The organism is Rhodococcus sp. 05-340-2 (genome assembly GCF_002258915.1).
GTDB lineage: Bacteria > Actinomycetota > Actinomycetes > Mycobacteriales > Mycobacteriaceae > Rhodococcoides.
On the sequence record NZ_NOYU01000010.1, the window covers coordinates 16,335 to 32,613 of the forward strand.

Annotated in this window: 19 protein-coding genes; 11 read left to right on the plus strand and 8 right to left on the minus strand. The window is 64.6% G+C overall.

The window, feature by feature from the left end:
- Positions 1-4: 4 nt before the first annotated feature.
- The 3 genes from CH271_RS04420 to CH271_RS04430 are packed head-to-tail and all read right to left on the minus strand — an operon-like array spanning position 5 to position 2,782.
- On the minus strand, positions 5-871 hold the full coding sequence (locus CH271_RS04420) for an MlaE family ABC transporter permease (RefSeq protein ID WP_037193998.1): 867 nt from the start codon (positions 869-871) through the stop codon (positions 5-7).
- 1 nt (position 872) lies between these two features.
- Positions 873-1,694: an MlaE family ABC transporter permease gene (locus CH271_RS04425; RefSeq protein ID WP_094632810.1), complete on the minus strand. Its 822-nt coding sequence runs from the start codon at positions 1,692-1,694 to the stop codon at positions 873-875.
- Positions 1,694-2,782 carry a ferredoxin--NADP reductase gene (locus tag CH271_RS04430; protein WP_094633154.1) on the minus strand — a complete coding sequence of 363 codons (1,089 nt, stop codon included), beginning with the start codon at positions 2,780-2,782 and terminating at the stop codon, positions 1,694-1,696. Before CH271_RS04430 ends, CH271_RS04425 begins: the two co-directional genes overlap by 1 nt.
- Before the next feature lie 115 nt (positions 2,783-2,897).
- Here CH271_RS04430 and CH271_RS04435 point away from each other — a divergent pair, with 115 nt between their 5' ends.
- The 7 genes from CH271_RS04435 to CH271_RS04465 all read left to right on the plus strand — a co-directional run bounded on the left by CH271_RS04435 (position 2,898) and on the right by CH271_RS04465 (position 8,961).
- A complete protein-coding gene (locus CH271_RS04435; RefSeq protein WP_306437404.1) occupies positions 2,898-3,905 on the plus strand; it encodes an alpha/beta hydrolase in 1,008 nt (335 codons plus the stop codon).
- Entirely contained in the window at positions 3,902-4,780 is an 879-nt protein-coding gene (locus tag CH271_RS04440) for an SDR family NAD(P)-dependent oxidoreductase (protein WP_037194001.1), read from the plus strand. Before CH271_RS04435 ends, CH271_RS04440 begins: the two co-directional genes overlap by 4 nt.
- A gap of 1 nt (position 4,781) precedes the next feature.
- Positions 4,782-5,702 carry a hypothetical protein gene (locus CH271_RS04445; RefSeq protein ID WP_037194003.1) on the plus strand — a complete coding sequence of 307 codons (921 nt, stop codon included), beginning with the start codon at positions 4,782-4,784 and terminating at the stop codon, positions 5,700-5,702.
- Entirely contained in the window at positions 5,699-7,234 is a 1,536-nt protein-coding gene (locus tag CH271_RS04450) for a flavin-containing monooxygenase (protein WP_094632811.1), read from the plus strand. The genes CH271_RS04445 and CH271_RS04450 overlap by 4 nt, the downstream gene beginning before the upstream one ends.
- Positions 7,235-7,314: 80 nt before the next feature.
- Positions 7,315-8,052: a MerR family transcriptional regulator gene (locus CH271_RS04455; protein ID WP_037194220.1), complete on the plus strand. Its 738-nt coding sequence runs from the start codon at positions 7,315-7,317 to the stop codon at positions 8,050-8,052.
- A 76-nt stretch (positions 8,053-8,128) separates the two neighbouring features.
- Complete coding sequence (locus tag CH271_RS04460; RefSeq protein ID WP_037194008.1) at positions 8,129-8,335, plus strand: hypothetical protein; 207 nt, start codon at positions 8,129-8,131, stop codon at positions 8,333-8,335.
- Positions 8,336-8,385: 50 nt separating this feature from the next.
- Complete coding sequence (locus CH271_RS04465; protein WP_094632812.1) at positions 8,386-8,961, plus strand: YdcF family protein; 576 nt, start codon at positions 8,386-8,388, stop codon at positions 8,959-8,961.
- 10 nt (positions 8,962-8,971) lie between these two features.
- Here the strand turns inward: CH271_RS04465 and CH271_RS04470 are convergent, their stop codons facing one another.
- The gene (locus CH271_RS04470; protein WP_094632813.1) at positions 8,972-9,337 is read right to left on the minus strand and encodes a CrcB family protein; all 366 of its coding nucleotides are present in this window, start codon (positions 9,335-9,337) and stop codon (positions 8,972-8,974) included.
- On the minus strand, positions 9,334-9,738 hold the full coding sequence (locus CH271_RS04475; protein WP_094632814.1) for a fluoride efflux transporter FluC: 405 nt from the start codon (positions 9,736-9,738) through the stop codon (positions 9,334-9,336). The genes CH271_RS04470 and CH271_RS04475 overlap by 4 nt, the downstream gene beginning before the upstream one ends.
- Before the next feature lie 125 nt (positions 9,739-9,863).
- On the opposite strand from CH271_RS04475, the gene CH271_RS04480 reads away from it, so the two are divergent.
- Genes CH271_RS04480 through CH271_RS04490 form a run of 3 tightly spaced genes read left to right on the plus strand, consistent with a single transcriptional unit; the run spans position 9,864 to position 12,503 of the window.
- Entirely contained in the window at positions 9,864-10,199 is a 336-nt protein-coding gene (locus tag CH271_RS04480) for an STAS domain-containing protein (protein WP_371828454.1), read from the plus strand.
- 21 nt (positions 10,200-10,220) lie between these two features.
- On the plus strand, positions 10,221-10,676 hold the full coding sequence (locus CH271_RS04485; protein ID WP_094632815.1) for an ATP-binding protein: 456 nt from the start codon (positions 10,221-10,223) through the stop codon (positions 10,674-10,676).
- Between the two features lie 39 nt (positions 10,677-10,715).
- Positions 10,716-12,503 carry an ABC transporter ATP-binding protein gene (locus CH271_RS04490; RefSeq protein WP_094632816.1) on the plus strand — a complete coding sequence of 596 codons (1,788 nt, stop codon included), beginning with the start codon at positions 10,716-10,718 and terminating at the stop codon, positions 12,501-12,503.
- A 23-nt stretch (positions 12,504-12,526) separates the two neighbouring features.
- Here CH271_RS04490 and CH271_RS04495 read toward each other — a convergent pair whose 3' ends face one another.
- Positions 12,527-12,907 carry a hypothetical protein gene (locus tag CH271_RS04495; RefSeq protein ID WP_094632817.1) on the minus strand — a complete coding sequence of 127 codons (381 nt, stop codon included), beginning with the start codon at positions 12,905-12,907 and terminating at the stop codon, positions 12,527-12,529.
- Positions 12,908-12,997: 90 nt separating this feature from the next.
- Entirely contained in the window at positions 12,998-13,507 is a 510-nt protein-coding gene (locus CH271_RS04500; RefSeq protein WP_082323784.1) for an arsenate reductase/protein-tyrosine-phosphatase family protein, read from the minus strand.
- A gap of 144 nt (positions 13,508-13,651) precedes the next feature.
- Between CH271_RS04500 and CH271_RS04505 the strand changes: the two genes are divergently transcribed.
- Positions 13,652-15,010, plus strand: coding sequence for an Hsp70 family protein (locus tag CH271_RS04505; RefSeq protein ID WP_094632818.1), 1,359 nt, complete (start codon positions 13,652-13,654; stop codon positions 15,008-15,010).
- Between the two features lie 22 nt (positions 15,011-15,032).
- On the opposite strand, the gene CH271_RS04510 is transcribed toward CH271_RS04505, so the two are convergent.
- A complete protein-coding gene (locus tag CH271_RS04510) occupies positions 15,033-15,971 on the minus strand; it encodes an endonuclease/exonuclease/phosphatase family protein (protein ID WP_094632819.1) in 939 nt (312 codons plus the stop codon).
- Positions 15,972-16,279 lie beyond the last annotated feature (308 nt).

The following is a 16,279-nucleotide window of genomic DNA, read 5'->3' on the forward strand; positions in this document are numbered from 1 at the left end:
GCCCCTATCCCGAGATCCTGATGCCGGGATCGGATCCCCACATCGCAAGGGTCATCAACGTATTGACGAAGATGACGACGATGATGCTGGTGCGAATCGCCTTGCCTGCCGCCACCCCGACTCCTTCGGGGCCGCCGGACGCGTAGTACCCGTAGTAGCACTGGATTATCGTCGTGAGAAGAACGAAGACAACAGCTTTGGTCACCGAGTACAGGACGTCCTGGACGGACAGGAACGAATGGAAGTAGTGCAGGTACGTGCCCGCGGATTGGCCGCTCTGCACCCCGACCACGATTTGAGCCGTGAGGTAGCTCGCGCTCAGTCCGAGAACGTACAGCGGCAGAATTGCGATGACGGCGGCCATCATTCGGGTGCTGACCAGATACGCCAAGGGGTCGATCGCGAGTGACTCGAGCGCGTCGATCTCCTCACCGATTCGCATCGAACCCAGTTGTGCGGTGAAGCGACAACCGGCCTGGGCGGCGAACCCGATGGCAGCGATCAGAGGAGCAAGTTCTCGGGTGGTGCCGAACGCGGACACTGCCCCGGTCAACGGGCCCATGCCCAGAAGATTCAGTGCGGTGTAGCCCTCGATGCCGACGGTGGCTCCGGCGAAGGCTCCGAGGAGAACGATCACTCCGATGGTGCCGCCACCGACGACGATGGCACCGTTTCCCCAGCTCACGTCCGAGAGCAGACGCCACAGCTCGGGCCGGTACCGCCGCACCGTGTAGGGCATCGATCCAACGGATCGGCTCAGGAAGGTCGCCTGGTGGCCCAACGTGGCCAGGGCGCGCGTCGGTGCGGCGACCGCGGCGTTCGCCGCGCCGACGAGGGGGCGTAGCAGCGGCGGTGTGTAGCGAGTGGCCATGTCAGATCAACCGAGCCGGGAACACGATGGTGTAGAGCTGGGTGAACAGGACGTTGACAGCGAAGAGCAGGATCACCGAACTGACCACGGCCGCGTTGACCGAGTTGGCCACACCACCGGGTCCACCGCGAGTGGTCAACCCCTTGTCGCAGGCCACTATTGCCACGATCGCGCCGAAGACGACGGACTTGATCAGAGCCAGCACCAGATCACCGATGGTGGCGAAGGCCGCGAAAGTACCCAGATAGCTACCCGGTGTACCGGACTGAACGAACACGTTGAACATGTAGCCGGTGATGAATCCGACGAAGCAGACGCTGCCGCAGAGCAACACACTGACCAGCATTGCGGCGGCCAATCGTGGCACGACGAGTCGTTGCAGCGGCGAGATGGCCATGACTTCCATCGCGTCGATCTCGTCCCTGATCGTGCGAGAACCCAGGTCCGCGCACACCGCCGACCCGACCGCCCCGGCCATCAGCAGCGCGGTCACCAACGGCGCGCCCTGACGGATGATGCCGAGACCGTTCGCGGCACCGGCGAACGAGGTGGCACCGACCTGGCCTGCGATGGCACCGACCTGAACCGACACGATGACTCCGAAGGGGATCGCGACCAGCAAGGTCGGGATGACCGATGTGCTTGCCATGAACGCACATTGGCGGATGAATTCGGAGAAGGGAAACGTCCGGTGGACGATGTCCGAGGTCAGTGATCTCCCGGCCCTGACACCCATCCCCATCTGGCGGCCGAAAGTGGAGATCGCGACAACGGGGTGCTGCCGAAGGTAATTCGAGGCCATCCGGCCCATCGCGTTGGGCATCAGCGGTCGAACACCGCGCGGACCGTCTGGGACTCTGGCACGGACTGACATGCCAATCGCACCCCGTGTTCCATCTCGTGCTCGTCGAGCGTCTCGTTCGCGAGCATCGTCACGGTGCCTTCGGTGAGCGTGTACGCGCAGCCGCCGCAGGTTCCTTCGCGGCAGACGTACGGCGCGTCGAGACCGAGTTCGAGGAGGCGGTCGAGAAGCTTGGTGCCCGCACTCCAGGCGAACTCGGTCTCGGTCCCGTCGATCTCGACCCGAGCGGTGACGGAGTTCGCACCCGATTCGTGAGCAGTTGCGGTCCTGTCGTCCCGAAACGGGTTGGAGTCGAAGGAGGAAAAGACCTCTCGATGTGTTCTACGTGCGACCGTGCCGGTGCGGGCGAGCCATTCCTCGGCGACGTTCATGTACTGCGGGGGACCGCACAGGAAGGCCTCGCAGTCGGCCGGAACGGTCGCGCCCGTCGAGGCCAGTCCTGCAGCGGTGGGCAACCCCGATTCCGAGGTGTACCAGTGGTGTACCTCGAGTCGTTCGGGAAAGCGAGACTGCAGTTCGGTCAGTTGCTCCGCGAAGATCACCGAGTCGCGGTTCTGATTGGCATAGACGAGGGTGATCCGGTTCTCGTGCCGCAACAGGGCGGTCTTGATGATCGACATCATCGGGGTGATTCCGCTGCCTGCGGCCAGAAGGACGAAGTCGACGTCCCAGTTCTCGGGTCCGAACATGCCCGACGGCTTCAATGCCTTGAGCCGCATCCCGCGAACAGCATTGTCGTGCAACCAGTGTGACGCTACCCCGTCCTGGATTCGCTTCACGGTCACGGTGGGGTACGGGTCGCGTACCGGGGAGCTGGAGAAGGAATAGCAGCGGGCAACCGAGCCGCCGTCGGTGCACGGAATCTCGAGGGTGAGAAATTGCCCGGGCTCGTACCGAAAGTGCGGTTCCCGGTGCGCGGGAACCGCAAAGCCGAGGGAGATCGCATCCTCGGTTTCGTGGGTCACCTCGGCGATCTCCAACTCGAAGATTCTGTCCTCGTGACCGACGGCAGACGCATCGAGGTCTGCCGGTGCTGCGTTCCCGAACATCGTCACGTACTCCCTCCTTCCGGCTTGCTTTGTTGTGTCGGTCGTCACTCTTGCACACTGGACCACTAATTAATAGGCCATTGACAAATGGCGAATAGCCAGTGAAGGTGACGAGGTGACTTCCACCACAAACCACGACTACCTGCCTCGCGGTGCCTTCGCGGCGGGTTCCCGACGAACTCGGCTGGCTGCCTTGACGACTCGGCTGACTCTGCGTCCGATCACCAACCTGCTGCCGACGTCCCGAGGCGGCATAGAGTTCTCCCGACGCCTCGTCGCCACCTCGATGAACCTCTTCGGTCCCGTTCCGAAGGGAACGAGAGTGGACCTCGTCGCCGACGGCCCGGTGCGCGGGGAATGGGTACGCGCGCCCGGACTGGCCCCGGGACCCCGGGTGATTCTCTACATCCACGGCAGTGCATACGTCATCTGTTCGGCACGGACCCATCGTGGCCTGACCGCGCGATTGTCCAGCTCGACCGGCCTGCCCGTGTTCACGGTCGACTACCGGTTGGCCCCGGAACACCCGTTTCCCGCCGCCGCCGACGACCTCGAAGCCGCCTACCGCTGGCTGCTCGGCCAGGGGTACGACGCGGCGAACATCGTCATCGCCGGGGACTCCGCCGGCGGTCACCTCGCCGCCGACCTGCTCATCGAGAACGACCGGACCGGAACGCCGCAGCCCGGCGCGATGGTGTTGTTCTCGCCGCTGGTGGATCTCGACTTCGAGCTCTCGGCGCGGATGGAGCGCACGCGCAAGGATCCGATGATCTCGGCGAAGGCAGCGCGAGGACTCGTGGCGCTCTACACGGACGGTCACGACTCGAGCCTCCCGCGGTTACGGCTCGATCTCGCCCGCATGCGCGATCTGCCACCCACGCTCATCCAGGTGGGCGGAACCGAGATGCTGCGAGGCGATGCGCGGCACCTGCACACGATGATCGAGGCGGCGGGCGGACAAAGCGAACTCGAGATCTGGCCCGACCAGATGCACGTGTTCCAAGCTCTCCCGCGGCTGATCCCCGAGGCCGCTCACGCGCTCGAGCATGCAGCCGAGTTCATCGCCCACACACTCGACAACCAAGTAGTGCACCATGATTCGAAGGAACAGGTAGGTCGATGAGAAGCAAGACCGGAAAACCCTCGTACGGGTCGAGAGCGGTAGTGACCGGCGCAGGCAGCGGCATCGGCCGGGCCTTCGCCCTCGAGCTGGCTCGACGCGGAGGAGCCGTCATGTGCGCCGATATCTCGTTGCCGCGCGCACAGGAGACGGTAGCGATGGTGAACGCCCTCGGTGCCACCGGATACGCCGTCGAGTGCGATGTGTCGGTACGCGAGAACGTCGAGGAACTGGCGCTTCGTGCCGGCGTCGAATTCGACGGACCCACCACGGTGCTCATCAACAACGCAGGCGTCGGAATCGGCGGAAAGCCCGTCGGAGACATCGGTTTCGAAGATTGGAACTGGGCTCTGGGGATCAACCTGTGGGGCGTGATCCACGGCTGCGAGGTGTTCACGCCTGCGCTGCGGGCAGCCGGTGAGGGCGGAATCATCAACGTCGCCTCCGCCGCAGGCTTTGCCGCCGCGCCGCTGATGGGTCCCTACAACGTCGGCAAATCCGCGGTGATGTCGCTGTCGGAGACAATGGCAGCGGAATTGTCGGGTACCGGTGTGCGGATATCGGTTCTGTGCCCCACGTTCGTCAAGACCAACGTTGCCGTCGACGGCCGGATCACCGCGAGTTCGTCCCGGCTGGCCGAGTTCGCGATGCGCTGGACCGGACGCTCACCGGACAAGATCGCTGCCCGAACACTCGATGCCTTCGACAAGGGTCGGCTCTACGTCGTTCCCCAGTTCGACGCCAAGGCCGTCTGGCGATTCAAGAGACTGCTGCCCGCGGTGTACGTGCGTTTTCTCGGGTTGCTCAATCGTGTGATGCCCGCCGAGCAGGAGCCGGCGAAGAACGAATCCCTCACCTCGACAACCACAGGAGCCTGACATGGCAATGGATTTCGAAGACATGTTGACCAAGATCAAGGACCGTCAATGGGCGCTGGCCGACATCGACTGGGACGGTCCGGGTGCGGAGACCATCAGTCCGGAACTGCACGCCAAGCTCAAGCCCTTCATGTCCGATCTGATGTGGATCGAGAACGTCGGCGCTCGGGGCTTCGCGGCCATGGCGCTCAAGGCCCCGAACGAGACGCTGGCAGAGATCTACCGCTACTTCCACGCCGAAGAACAGAAGCACGCCAATGCCGAGCTCGCTCTCATGCGACGCTGGGGCATGCTCGACGGTGACGAGATGCCCGAGCCCAACATCAACGTCAAGCTCGTCATCGACTGGCTCGACAAGCACTCGGACGGGTTGTCTCTGGCCGTGCTGGGAACCGTGATTCCCATGCTCGAGGTCGCGCTGGACGGTGCATTGGTCAAGTTCATCATGGACGAGATCGACGATCCGGTGTGTCAGGCAGTCTTCAAGAAGATCAACTCCGACGAATCACGACATCTGGCAGTCGATTTCGCCGTGATCGAGCTTCTCGGGCATTCGCGGATGCGCAAGATTCTGGTCGACACCGTCGGCGCATGGATGAACCCGGCCCTCATCGTCGGCACGCTGCGGTACATCCCGCTGCTGAACAAGATGCGCGACAACATCGTCGAGATGGGCGTCGACGAGGAGCGCCTGTACACCGCGATGAAGCGATTCCGCAGTGTCGGGCAGCGTAGCCCCGAGGCACTGCGTGTGCCGATGTACCGAATAGTGCAGTGGCACGGCAGCATCGTCATCAATCGCAAGCACCCGTATCACCTCCTGGCGGACGGCCTGGTGAAGCTCACTCGCCGGTACCCGAGCAAGACTCTCAATTCCGAGCCGACCTGGGCCAAGGAACTGACCTACGAGCCCGTCGCATGAGCGAGCTCGATGCGCGCGAAGGTGTCCTCGACGCGGTGATCGTCGGTGCAGGCTTCGCCGGAATAGGTTCCGCTATCCGACTGCGCAACAAAGGTATCGACAACTTCGTCATCCTCGAACGCGGTAGTGCGGTCGGGGGGACCTGGCGCGACAACACCTATCCGGGCGCAGCCTGCGACATCCCGTCCAGGTTGTACTCGTACAGCTTCGCGCCGAATCCGAACTGGTCGCACACCTACTCCGGTAGCGGTGAGATTCTCGACTACATCCACACGATGGTGGACGAGTTCGACATCGAGTCGCGTATTCGATTCGGGCACAATGTGGTCGACATCATCTGGAACGAGGCGGCCGGGCATTGGCACCTGAGCATCGACGGGTACCCCGATGTTCGAGCGCGCACGGTGGTGATGGCGTCGGGGCCGCTCGCCAATGCCAGCCTGCCGAACATCCGGGGCATCGACACCTACGAGGGGCACAAGATCCACAGTGCTCGGTGGGATCACGACTACGACTTCGAGGGTAAGAAGGTCGCCGTGGTCGGAACCGGGGCGAGCGCGGTGCAGATCGTTCCGGAACTGGTGAAGATCGCCGACACGGTCAAGGTGTTCCAGCGCACGCCCGGTTGGACGCTGCCGAGAGTGAACCGAAAGACACAGGGCGGCACCAAGCGTCGGTACGCTCGGTATCCGCAGGCCCAGACCATGGCGCGTTCGCTGTGGTTCTGGGGCCACGAGTCCGTCGCCCTCGGTGTCGTCTGGAAGACCCCGTTGACCCGCATCGTCGAACTGGTCGGTCGCGCCCATCTGCGGCGTCAGGTTCGCGATCCATGGCTGCGGCGTCAGCTGACTCCGCGGTTCAGGGCCGGCTGCAAGCGACTGTTGATGACCAGCGATTACTACCCGGCGTTGCAGAAGCCGAACTGCACGCTGGTCACGTGGCCGATCGCAACGCTCTCGCCCAAGGGCATTCGCACCGTGGAAGGCATCGAGCATCAGTTCGACGCCATCGTGTTCGCCACCGGATTCGACGTGTCCAACACCGGGACGCCGATCCCGATCACCGGGCGCGACGGTCGGGTGCTGGCCGACGAGTGGAGCGCAGGGGCCAAGGCGTACAAGAGCATCGCTGTGTCGGGCTACCCGAACATGTACTTCACCTTCGGCCCGAACTCCGGACCGGGGCACAGCTCTGCCCTGGTGTACATGGAGGCCCAGATCGACTACCTCGTCGAGGCGATCTCCTTGGTTCTCGACGGCAATCTGCACAGCGCCGACGTGCGCCAGGACGTTCAGGATGCGTACAACGAGGAGATGCAGCGCAAGCTGGCCAAGACGACCTGGAATTCGGGTTGCAGCAGTTGGTATCTCACCGAGGACGGCTTCAACGCAACCATGTTCCCCGGTTTCGCCACCCAGTACGTCAACCAGCTCAGAGGCGTCGAGCAGGACGATTTCACGATGGTCCCGCGCCGCGTCGAACGTCCGCGGGAACCGCTACGGGCCGCCGAGAGCATGCTCCCGTCGCGATGACGTTCGGGTTCGGGTCCACCTTCCGTCGCGTCGTCGACGTATATCCTGTGGGTCGACGCGCGGCGGAGGTAGGGAGATCGGTGGAGTATCGAATCGACGACTTGGCTCGAGAGGCCAAGACGACCACTCGTAACGTGCGGGCGTACCAGGAGCGTGGACTGCTTCCGCCGCCCACACTCCGCGGCCGAGTCGGTATCTACGGCGACGATCACCTGACGCGGCTGAAGGTGATCGATTCGCTGCTGCAGAGAGGTTTCACCTCGGTGCACATCGCCGATTTCCTCTCGGGCTGGGAGCAGGGCAAGGACCTCGGTGAGATCCTGGGCCTCCAGGAGATCGTGACCCGCAAATGGTCGTCGGAAGAGACCACGGTCATTCCCCTCGAACTGATCGCCCAATTTCTCGGCGAGGACAACGACGCCATCGTTGCCCGACTGATCGAGGCGAAACTGATCAGGATCGACGGCGACCAGTGCGAGATTCTCGACCCCACTCTCCTCGAAGTCTTCGTCGATCTGAGCCAGTACGGCTTCACGCTGGAGCAACTGCTCGATCAACACGAGAGGACCGCGTCCAAGATGAACGCCATCGCCGAGTCGATGGTGGGGAGCGTGACCGACCACTTGATCGCGCAACACGGCCCGGGTTGGCTCCCCAAGTCGGGGGAGGTGGCCGAGACCACCGAGATGTTCGAGAAGATGCGCAGCCTGGCGATGAAATCTGCGCAGGCGGAGCTGGCCCGCGCCCTCGATCGCGTCCAGGAACAGGCGCTCAGTGACTATCTGTCGCAGACTCTGTCCAGGCAGAACGACCAATGATGGTTTGAAGACTGCAACAATCGGACATACCTGGCTCCCGACAGCCGAACGGCGGCTGACCGATCGAGGGGGCACCATGAGGTTCGTAACGTTGATCGTTCTCGTCTGGCTGATCATCGGCGCATTCGCGTCGTACCAGCGCGGAGACTTCGAGAGCGCACCCGAGAACTGCGCCGGAGCGGGCACCATCGCCCTCACCGTCGTCGCAGGACCGCTCAACTACTTCGGAGTCAACCCGGAGGTCACGGACTGCAACGTCAACGTGCCGCAGCCGAGTGAGTGATTCGAGTCTCTGACCGCGCGCCCGCGGTACACCTTCCCTAACCTGGTGAGGTGTTCCGCGGACGCTTACTGCTGTTTCTGGCCTTCGCGATCCCCGTTGTCCTGGTGTCCGCGATCGGTGTCGGTGGCTATGTCGCATTCACCAAGGCCCGCGTCGATCCGCTGACCACGGCCGACGCCATCGTCGTACTGGGCGGCGAACACGACGGCCGCGAGGCCTACGGAATCTCGCTCGCCGAGCAGGGTCTGGCGAAGACGGTGGTGCTCTCCGATCCCTACGGGTCCGGTGACTCGACGATGAAGAAGGCGTGCGCCACATCGTCACAGAAGTTCGAGGTGCTGTGCATTCCGCCGGTGCCGTCGACCACGCGTGGAGAGGCGATCTTCACCCAGAAACTCGCCCGCGAACGCGGCTGGAACCACGTCATCGTCGTCACGTGGCGCTATCACCTACCGCGCGCCCGCTACATCTTCGATCAATGCTTCGACGGAACCGTCACCATGCGTCCGACGCCACGCACCTACGACTTCTCCCTCGTCGAATGGGAATTCACCTACCTCTATCAGATCGCGGGATTCGTCAAGGCCGGAGTGCAGGGGCCGTGCGAGGACTCGGCGAGCGACTGACGGAGCCGAGTCAGAAAATCTTGTGATAGAGCGTGATGCCGGATTTCCACGCCAGGAATCCGAACATCACCGCGGCGATACCGCCCACCACGTTCGCAGCGAAGAACGTTGCTGCGCTGCGGTACTGCTGGTTCCGAGTGAGCCGAAGCGTAGCCAGCACGACCGTGGCCAACGGAGCCACCGAGGCCAGAAATCCGATGCCTACGAGCGAACGAAACCGGTCCGGTGGATCGAGAGCGAACACCAACCCCAACGCCGCGCACGCCACCAGGTTGAGCGCGGACAACCGTCGCCGAGACCTGATCGCGTGCGAGAACACGAACTGCCCGAGCGCAGCGAGTCCGCCTCCGGCGGCCACCAGGAGCATGGTCGTCATCGAGCGCTGCTCGATCTCGGCGTGGTGATCGCCGCGCCGAGTGCCATGGCGATCAACGCGATCACCGGCGTTCCCACCAGATACATCACCGAATTCCAGGCACCGCGATGCGTCACGGCCTGGAACGCGTACAGGCCGAACGTGGTGAAACCGCACGCCAGCCCGAAGAGTCCGGCGCGGGCAACCGGGGCGTGCCGTCCCCACAGGTAGCCCAGGGCAGCGCCGACGACAAGACAACCGAACACATTGACGCCGAATGTGCTCATCAACAGCCACCTCGGCGAAGCCCGCCACGTCCAGACCTCGTACCGCAACGCCGCACCGACAGCGCCGCCGACCGTGACCGCGACGTATTCGCCGACCGAACGACGACGGTCCGCTTGCTGCAGTCCCTCGATCACCGGAGCGAGCCTAGTGGGAGTCGAGCAACTCGGCCGAGTGGAAGAAAGGCGGCCGGGGTGGGCCGGGGTAAAGTCGGCATGTGACTGCGGACGACACGGGCCTCGGGCCCCAGCACTTCGATGTGATTGTGGAATGGCGTGATCAGGACGTGGTTCTGGCGGTGTCCGGTGAACTGGATCTGGTGACTGCTCCCGATCTGTCCGAGTCGGTTGCTCTCGTCCTCGAGAAATCGCCTTCGGCTGTGGTGATCGACCTCAGTGATGTGGGATTTCTCGCCTCCGCCGGCATGTCTCTGTTGGCGTCGACACATCAGCAACTCGGCGGCGACGCCGGGTTTGCGGTGGTCGCGGATGGTCCGGCCACCGGTCGTCCCCTCACTCTCGTCGGTCTGGACGAGGTGTTCGGAATCTATGCAACGGTCGACGAAGCATTCGTTGCACTTCGTAAGGGTAGATCCTGAACTTTTGGGTAGACGGGATTCATGATGGCGACTCTCTTCGGAGGTGACGACTCACGTACCGACAGTTCGATCTCGACGGCAGGTGCGCGAATGGAAGAACTGCTGTTCACCGGCGAACCTGCCGACGCCGATCGAGCGTCGGAGCTTCGTCGTGAGCTCGGTGACTGGTTGGGCAAAGTGGGCGTCGACCCCGATCGTGCGTACGACGTGGTGTTGGCCACGTACGAGGCAATAGCGAACAGCGTCGAACATGCGTACCGAGACCACACCGATCGCGGAACACTCGACATCCGGGTCTCGCGTGCCGCGGAGGGTCGATTAGAGGTGAAGGTGACCGATCGCGGGGATTGGGCGTCGCACAACTCCGACCCCAACCGCGGTCGGGGTGTGCCTCTGATGCGGGCGCTTGCCGACAGCGCCGCAGTGACCTCGGACCAGAACGGTACGACCGTGCACATGATCTGGGACGCGACCTAGAACGACCGCCCTGACCTCCCTGTCCGGCACACTGGTGCCATGGTCGACGTGCAGATCGCTACAGCGGAGAAGAAGAAGATAACTGTCCCGAATCTGCGCGTGCTGTGGCAGTTCGTCCGGCCGCACCGTCGGACACTGTCGCTGGGGCTGACACTCGGCCTGATCGGAACCGGAGCTGCTCTGGCTACTCCGATGGTGGCCAAAGGAGTGCTCGACGGCCTAGGAACCGACGCGTCACTGATACAGCCGGTGCTGATCCTGGTGAGTCTGCTCGTGGTGGGTTCGCTGGTTCTGTATCTGCAGTGGATCGTGCTGGGGGTGCTGGCCGAACGTGTGGTCCTGGACGCCCGCAAATTGATAGTGCGCAAGTATTTCGGTGCCACGGTGGGAAGTCTCGGCACTCGGCCCACCGGAGAACTCGTCACCCGGGTCACCTCCGACACCGTGCTGCTGCGCGAGGCCACGTCGAATGCGTTGGTGGCCACAGTCAACAGTGTCGTCGGCCTCGTCGGTGCACTGATTCTCATGGCCGTGCTCGATCTGGTGCTGCTCGGCGCGATCGCCTCGGCCATCATCGCGATCGCGGTGTTGTTCGCGCGACTGATGCCTCCTATCGCCGTCGCACAGCGGCAATCCCAGGAAGCGGTGGGCCGCCTCGGCGGAATTCTCGACGGCACGCTGCGAGCGATTCGCACCGTCAAGTCCAGCAGAGCCGAGGCCCGCGAATCGGAGCGAGTCATCGCCGAGGCGCGAATCTCCGCCCAGCACAGCGTCAGGGCGGTCAAGATCTCCGCGCTGGCATGGACGTTCGCCGGGGGCGGAGTGCAGTTGGCGATCATCGGCATCCTCGGTCTCGGCGGCTACCGCGTCAGTACCGGGGCATTGGCCGTGTCCAGCCTGATCGCGTTTCTGCTGTACGCATTCCAGGTGATGGGGCCGGTGTCCACGCTGGCCACGAACATCACCGCACTGCAGGCCGGAATGGCGGCGGCTGCCCGTATTCGCCAGATCGACGACCTGGTCACCGAAAAAGGCGAGACGGGTCCCACGCGTTCGGTGAAGACCGAAGCGCCCGCTCCGGCTCTCGAATTCCGCAGCGTCACAGCCCGATACGCGCCGGGCAGGGAGCCGGCCGTGCGCGGTATGGACCTCGAGGTGCCCGCGCGTGGGCACACCGCGATCGTCGGCCCGTCGGGAGCAGGCAAAACCAGCGTCTTCTCGTTGATCCTGCGTTTCCTGACGCCCGAGGCCGGCGAGATCCGGCTCGGCGGCACTCCATACGACGAGCTGACCATCGACGAGGTGCGAGCCCGGTTGTCGTACGTGGAGCAGGAGACGCCGGTGCTCCCCGGATCGATCCGCGAGAACCTACTGTTCAGCCATCCCGATGCCAGCGAAGACGACATCTGGTCGGCGCTCGAGTCGGTACATCTGGACTCGGCGATCCGCGCCCTGGACGAAGGGTTGGACACCGACCTGATCGGATCGACCGTCTCCGGTGGGCAGCGTCAACGAATTGCGTTGGCCAGGGCGATCGTTCGTCGTCCGGAGATCCTTCTGCTCGACGAGGCCACGGCTCAGGTCGACGGCCGAACCGAGGCGGCAATCCACGAGGTGATCCGATCGATCGCGACCGACTCCGCCGTCGTGACCATCGCGCACAGGTTGTCCACCGTGCTCGACGCCGACACGATCCTCGTGATGGAGGACGGAGTGGTCCGCGCCAGGGGTACGCACTCCGAACTCATGAACACCGACTCGCTCTACCGAGAGCTGGTGGCCGCGTTGCGAATCGGGGACAACACGACACTGACGAAGTCCGGCTGAGAACAAGAACGCCCGGTCGGTGTCTAACGCCCGGAGTCGGATTCGGACTCGGTGGTGGTGCTCTCGTCGTCCGAATCGTTCTCGGCGGTGGTGGTGGTCGTCCGGTCCGAGGACGGGGTTCGGCGCGGGCTTCGCGTCGTGGTCTCGGGGCGATCCGGAGTGGTCGTCGTGGGGCGAGCGGTGGTGGGTACTGCGACCTGCCAGGTGGGCGACGGCGGGACGATGACGATCGTCGAGGTCGGCGTCGCCTCGACCGAACTCAGGCTGTCCGACTTCAGGGCGGGAGGGCGAACGGTCTGGCTCGTGTCGTCGAACGCGCCGCCGAGAGCGCCGATGGTCAAGCCGACTGCGACTGCCACTCCGGCGCTCGCCACTGCTGCCGACGCGATGACCTTGTCGCGCATGCACAGACCCTAACGCCGTGGCCGGACCCGGATGGTCGGCAATGATGCGAGAACGTTACCTCAGGGAGCGACACGGTGAGAGGTGGACGTTCACTGCGTCGACAACCGCAGAACATGGGGCAGTGTCTGCGCGATCAACTCCCCGGCCTGCTCGTACACCGAGTGATCGCGCCGATACGGATCGCCGATGTCGAGGGTGTCGACCCGGTGCACCGCCCGTGCGTCGGCCAGGGTCGCGATGGACTGCGCACCCGACGCGGCCGCGAGACCGGACGCCTCGAGCAGCGTGAAGGTGCGACGCATCTGCCGCGGCGCAAGTGCCAGGACGGCATCGCGATGGGCCGCCGTCATCGTCAGAACCAGGTCGGCGTCGGCAGCGATCGCAGGCGTGAGGCGTCGGGCAACAAAACCGTCCGGATCGCCGCCGAGCTGCGTCAGCACCGTCGCGGCCGTCGGGTCCATGGCGTGTCCGGTCAAGCCCTGCGTTCCGGCGCTGCTCGCGGTCAGCTCGAAGCCACCCTCGCGCGCGAATGCGGCCGCAAGTCGCTCGGCTGTGGGCGATCGACAGATGTTCCCGGTGCAGACGAACAGAACGCGCATGCCCGCAACCTTAGTGCTGTGGTCGGGTCCCGCACTGTGCACCGCGGGACGCGCTACAGTGAGCCATTGGTAGGGGGGATCGAGACTCGTTCGTGACATCGAGTCTCGGCGTGTGTTCACGGGGAAGTCGACCGAAGGCGGGTAATGACCGAAGTTCTCGGTGTGTCGGTGGGGGCCAGTGCCGTGCGCATGGCTCGTCCCGACGCGCGCCCTCAGGATTCGGGTCGCCTCGATTTCCACCACGACACCGTCGACGCCTACTGGGACCGCGCGGAGGAATTGGCCGCCGAATCGATCGGCGTCGTGCTCTCGCAGCCGGGCGACGGCGGACCGGTGCAAGCGACAGGCGTCGCGTATCGGGACCAGCAGCAGTTCGGCGAGATCCAGCAGGCGATGGCGAGTCAGCGCCTCTACAACTACCGACTGGTTCCCGAGGCGCGCGCGGCCTTGCAGTACCTCGAGGCGTCGGGCGAGCTGGGGCACTTCGGCACCATCGCTCTCTACGATCTCGGCAGCTCCGGATTGACGATCAGCGTGATCGATCGCGGTACCGGGCAGGTTCTGCTCGCCGAGCGCACCATCGACATCAGCGGCGACGACTTCGATCGGCTCATCTCGGACAATCAGCTCGCCAAGCAGGGCGTCGACATTGCCGACAACCAGGAACTGAGCGAGTTCACCGCGCGGTGCCGCGTGGCCAAGGAACAGCTCTCGACCAGCGGCGCGGTGTGCCTGCCCGGTGACGGCGGCGTGATCCTGATCTCGCGTGAGTCGTTCGAGTCTCTGGTGACCGTTCCCATCGAGTACTCGGCTCGGTTGGTACGTGACGTGATCGGTCGTTCACCCAAGCATGTCGACGCCCTCTTCCTCATCGGCGGCGGGGCACGCATCCCACTGGTGGAGTCGATTCTCAGTGCGTGGATCGGCCTTCCCGTCGTCACCCCGGCGAACCCGGAATCGGTGGCCGCACGCGGTGCGGCGCTGCTCGCGACTCCGGTGGCCGACGCACCGCGTCGACCGAGCCAACAACCGGGCGTTCGGCAGTCTCCGTCCGACCCCGCATCGCTGACCGGGGCTCCCGATTGGTTGAGCCCGGAGCCCGCTGCCGACAAGCCTGCCGACTCCAAGCGCAAGGTCCGCGGCGCAGTGCTCGTCGCAGGTGGCCTCGTCGCCATCGCTGCACTCGGGTTGTCCCTCGGGTACGGCGGCAGTTCGACGGAACCGACGAGTGCACCGGCCGAGACGAGCGCACCTGCCACTGCAGTGCCCACGACGCCGAGGACGACCGCGCCACCCACCACAGCGCCGCCGACCACCACCGTGCCGCCGACCACCGAGGCCGCTCAGGCCCCGGCTCGCACCTACTCCGAGCCGGAATACGTGCCGCCCGCTGAACCCGCGCCTGCTCCCGCCCCGGTGCCGCTGATCCCCGGCCTGCCGCAGATTCAGCTGCCGCAGATCCAACTGCCTCCGGCGCCGGTGATCGAGTTGCCGCGCTTCTAGCTCGCGTCGGTGCCCGCCCGGATCAGGGCAGCTGCAACTCCGCGAGAACCGCCAGGTGATCGCTGTCCGGGATCGCCAACGGCTCGACCGACCGAGCGCGGACGTTCTCGCTCGTCACCACATGGTCCAGCCGCGCGAGCGGACGCTCCGACGGGAACGTGCGGAACAGGCCCGCGCCTGCCCCGTCTGCCGCGTCGGAGAACGGGGACGATGCCAAGGTGCGGAACTGCCGGTGGTCGTTGGTGGCGTTGAAGTCGCCCGCGACGAGCACCGTGCCCTGATAGGTCTCCATGATGGACCGCATCCTGGCCAGGTCGGCGTCCCACTCGGTGGTGTGGCGCGGTGTGGCAGGCGACATCGCGTGGAAGGAGACGACGGTCAGATCCTGCCCGTCGACGGTGGTCTTCGCCTGGACCGGTACGAATCCGAAGTTGTCGAGGCGGGTGCCGTCGGTCAGCGGGGTGCGGCTCCACAGTCCGGTGCCATCGGCCACCGGTAGGGCAGCAGTGAAGGAGAACGGCAGGAGGTCGTCGATGCCCGCGGCCTGCAGATCGGTCACTTCTTCCGGGGTCAGTTCCTGGACCGCGAGAATGTCGACGTCGTGGGTGCGCACCGCGTCGACGATGGACGCTGCGTCGGCGTCGCCGTGTGCGACGTTGATCGTCAGGACCGACAATTCGGGTCCGGTGTTGTCCGGGCCGTCGGACAGGTACATCGGCACCTGAACGCCGACGACGGCGACGGTGATCAGTATTGCGACGGCCGACCCGATGCGGGAGCGCGCTGCGGCGAACAGGATCACGGCGGCGATCGAGGCGACACCGAGGTACGGAGCCCCGACGACGAACGCAACGAAAGTGATCTCCGTCACACCAACCTGGCGAACGAGGAACATTCCGAAGACGACGGCGAGCAGAGCCCAGCCGATGACCAGCGCTGCGCTGGATGCGAATCGGCGCATCGTGCTCGTGCCTCCTATTGCGTGCCCGAGTTGGGCGTGGATGTGTCAGGTGTTGTCTACACTCGGCATGTGCCCAGCTCAGAGCCAGTATGCAAGTGTCATCACGAACAGGCTGCGCACCAGCATTACCGGCGCGGAACCGACTGCTCGCTCTGTGACTGCCCCCGTTACCGGGGGCGGATGTCGCTGCTGTCGAGATGGTGGCCCTGGAAGTAGTTCGTGCGGGCAAAAACAATCCTACCGTCCGATCGAGTGCGAAGAACAAACCGATTCGTTAGGATTAGGGGCCTGGATACAGGCAATACGGA

Coding starts and splice junctions, on each gene's coding strand:
- CH271_RS04420 (WP_037193998.1), bottom strand. CDS start 871: ATGGCCACTCGCTACACACCGCCGCTGCTACGCCCCCTCGTCGGCGCG.
- CH271_RS04425 (WP_094632810.1), bottom strand. CDS start 1,694: ATGCCCAACGCGATGGGCCGGATGGCCTCGAATTACCTTCGGCAGCAC.
- CH271_RS04430 (WP_094633154.1), bottom strand. CDS start 2,782: ATGTTCGGGAACGCAGCACCGGCAGACCTCGATGCGTCTGCCGTCGGT.
- CH271_RS04440 (WP_037194001.1), top strand. CDS start 3,902: ATGAGAAGCAAGACCGGAAAACCCTCGTACGGGTCGAGAGCGGTAGTG.
- CH271_RS04445 (WP_037194003.1), top strand. CDS start 4,782: ATGGCAATGGATTTCGAAGACATGTTGACCAAGATCAAGGACCGTCAA.
- CH271_RS04450 (WP_094632811.1), top strand. CDS start 5,699: ATGAGCGAGCTCGATGCGCGCGAAGGTGTCCTCGACGCGGTGATCGTC.
- CH271_RS04460 (WP_037194008.1), top strand. CDS start 8,129: ATGAGGTTCGTAACGTTGATCGTTCTCGTCTGGCTGATCATCGGCGCA.
- CH271_RS04470 (WP_094632813.1), bottom strand. CDS start 9,337: ATGACGACCATGCTCCTGGTGGCCGCCGGAGGCGGACTCGCTGCGCTC.
- CH271_RS04485 (WP_094632815.1), top strand. CDS start 10,221: ATGATGGCGACTCTCTTCGGAGGTGACGACTCACGTACCGACAGTTCG.
- CH271_RS04490 (WP_094632816.1), top strand. CDS start 10,716: ATGGTCGACGTGCAGATCGCTACAGCGGAGAAGAAGAAGATAACTGTC.
- CH271_RS04495 (WP_094632817.1), bottom strand. CDS start 12,907: ATGCGCGACAAGGTCATCGCGTCGGCAGCAGTGGCGAGCGCCGGAGTG.
- CH271_RS04500 (WP_082323784.1), bottom strand. CDS start 13,507: ATGCGCGTTCTGTTCGTCTGCACCGGGAACATCTGTCGATCGCCCACA.
- CH271_RS04505 (WP_094632818.1), top strand. CDS start 13,652: ATGACCGAAGTTCTCGGTGTGTCGGTGGGGGCCAGTGCCGTGCGCATG.
- CH271_RS04510 (WP_094632819.1), bottom strand. CDS start 15,971: ATGCGCCGATTCGCATCCAGCGCAGCGCTGGTCATCGGCTGGGCTCTG.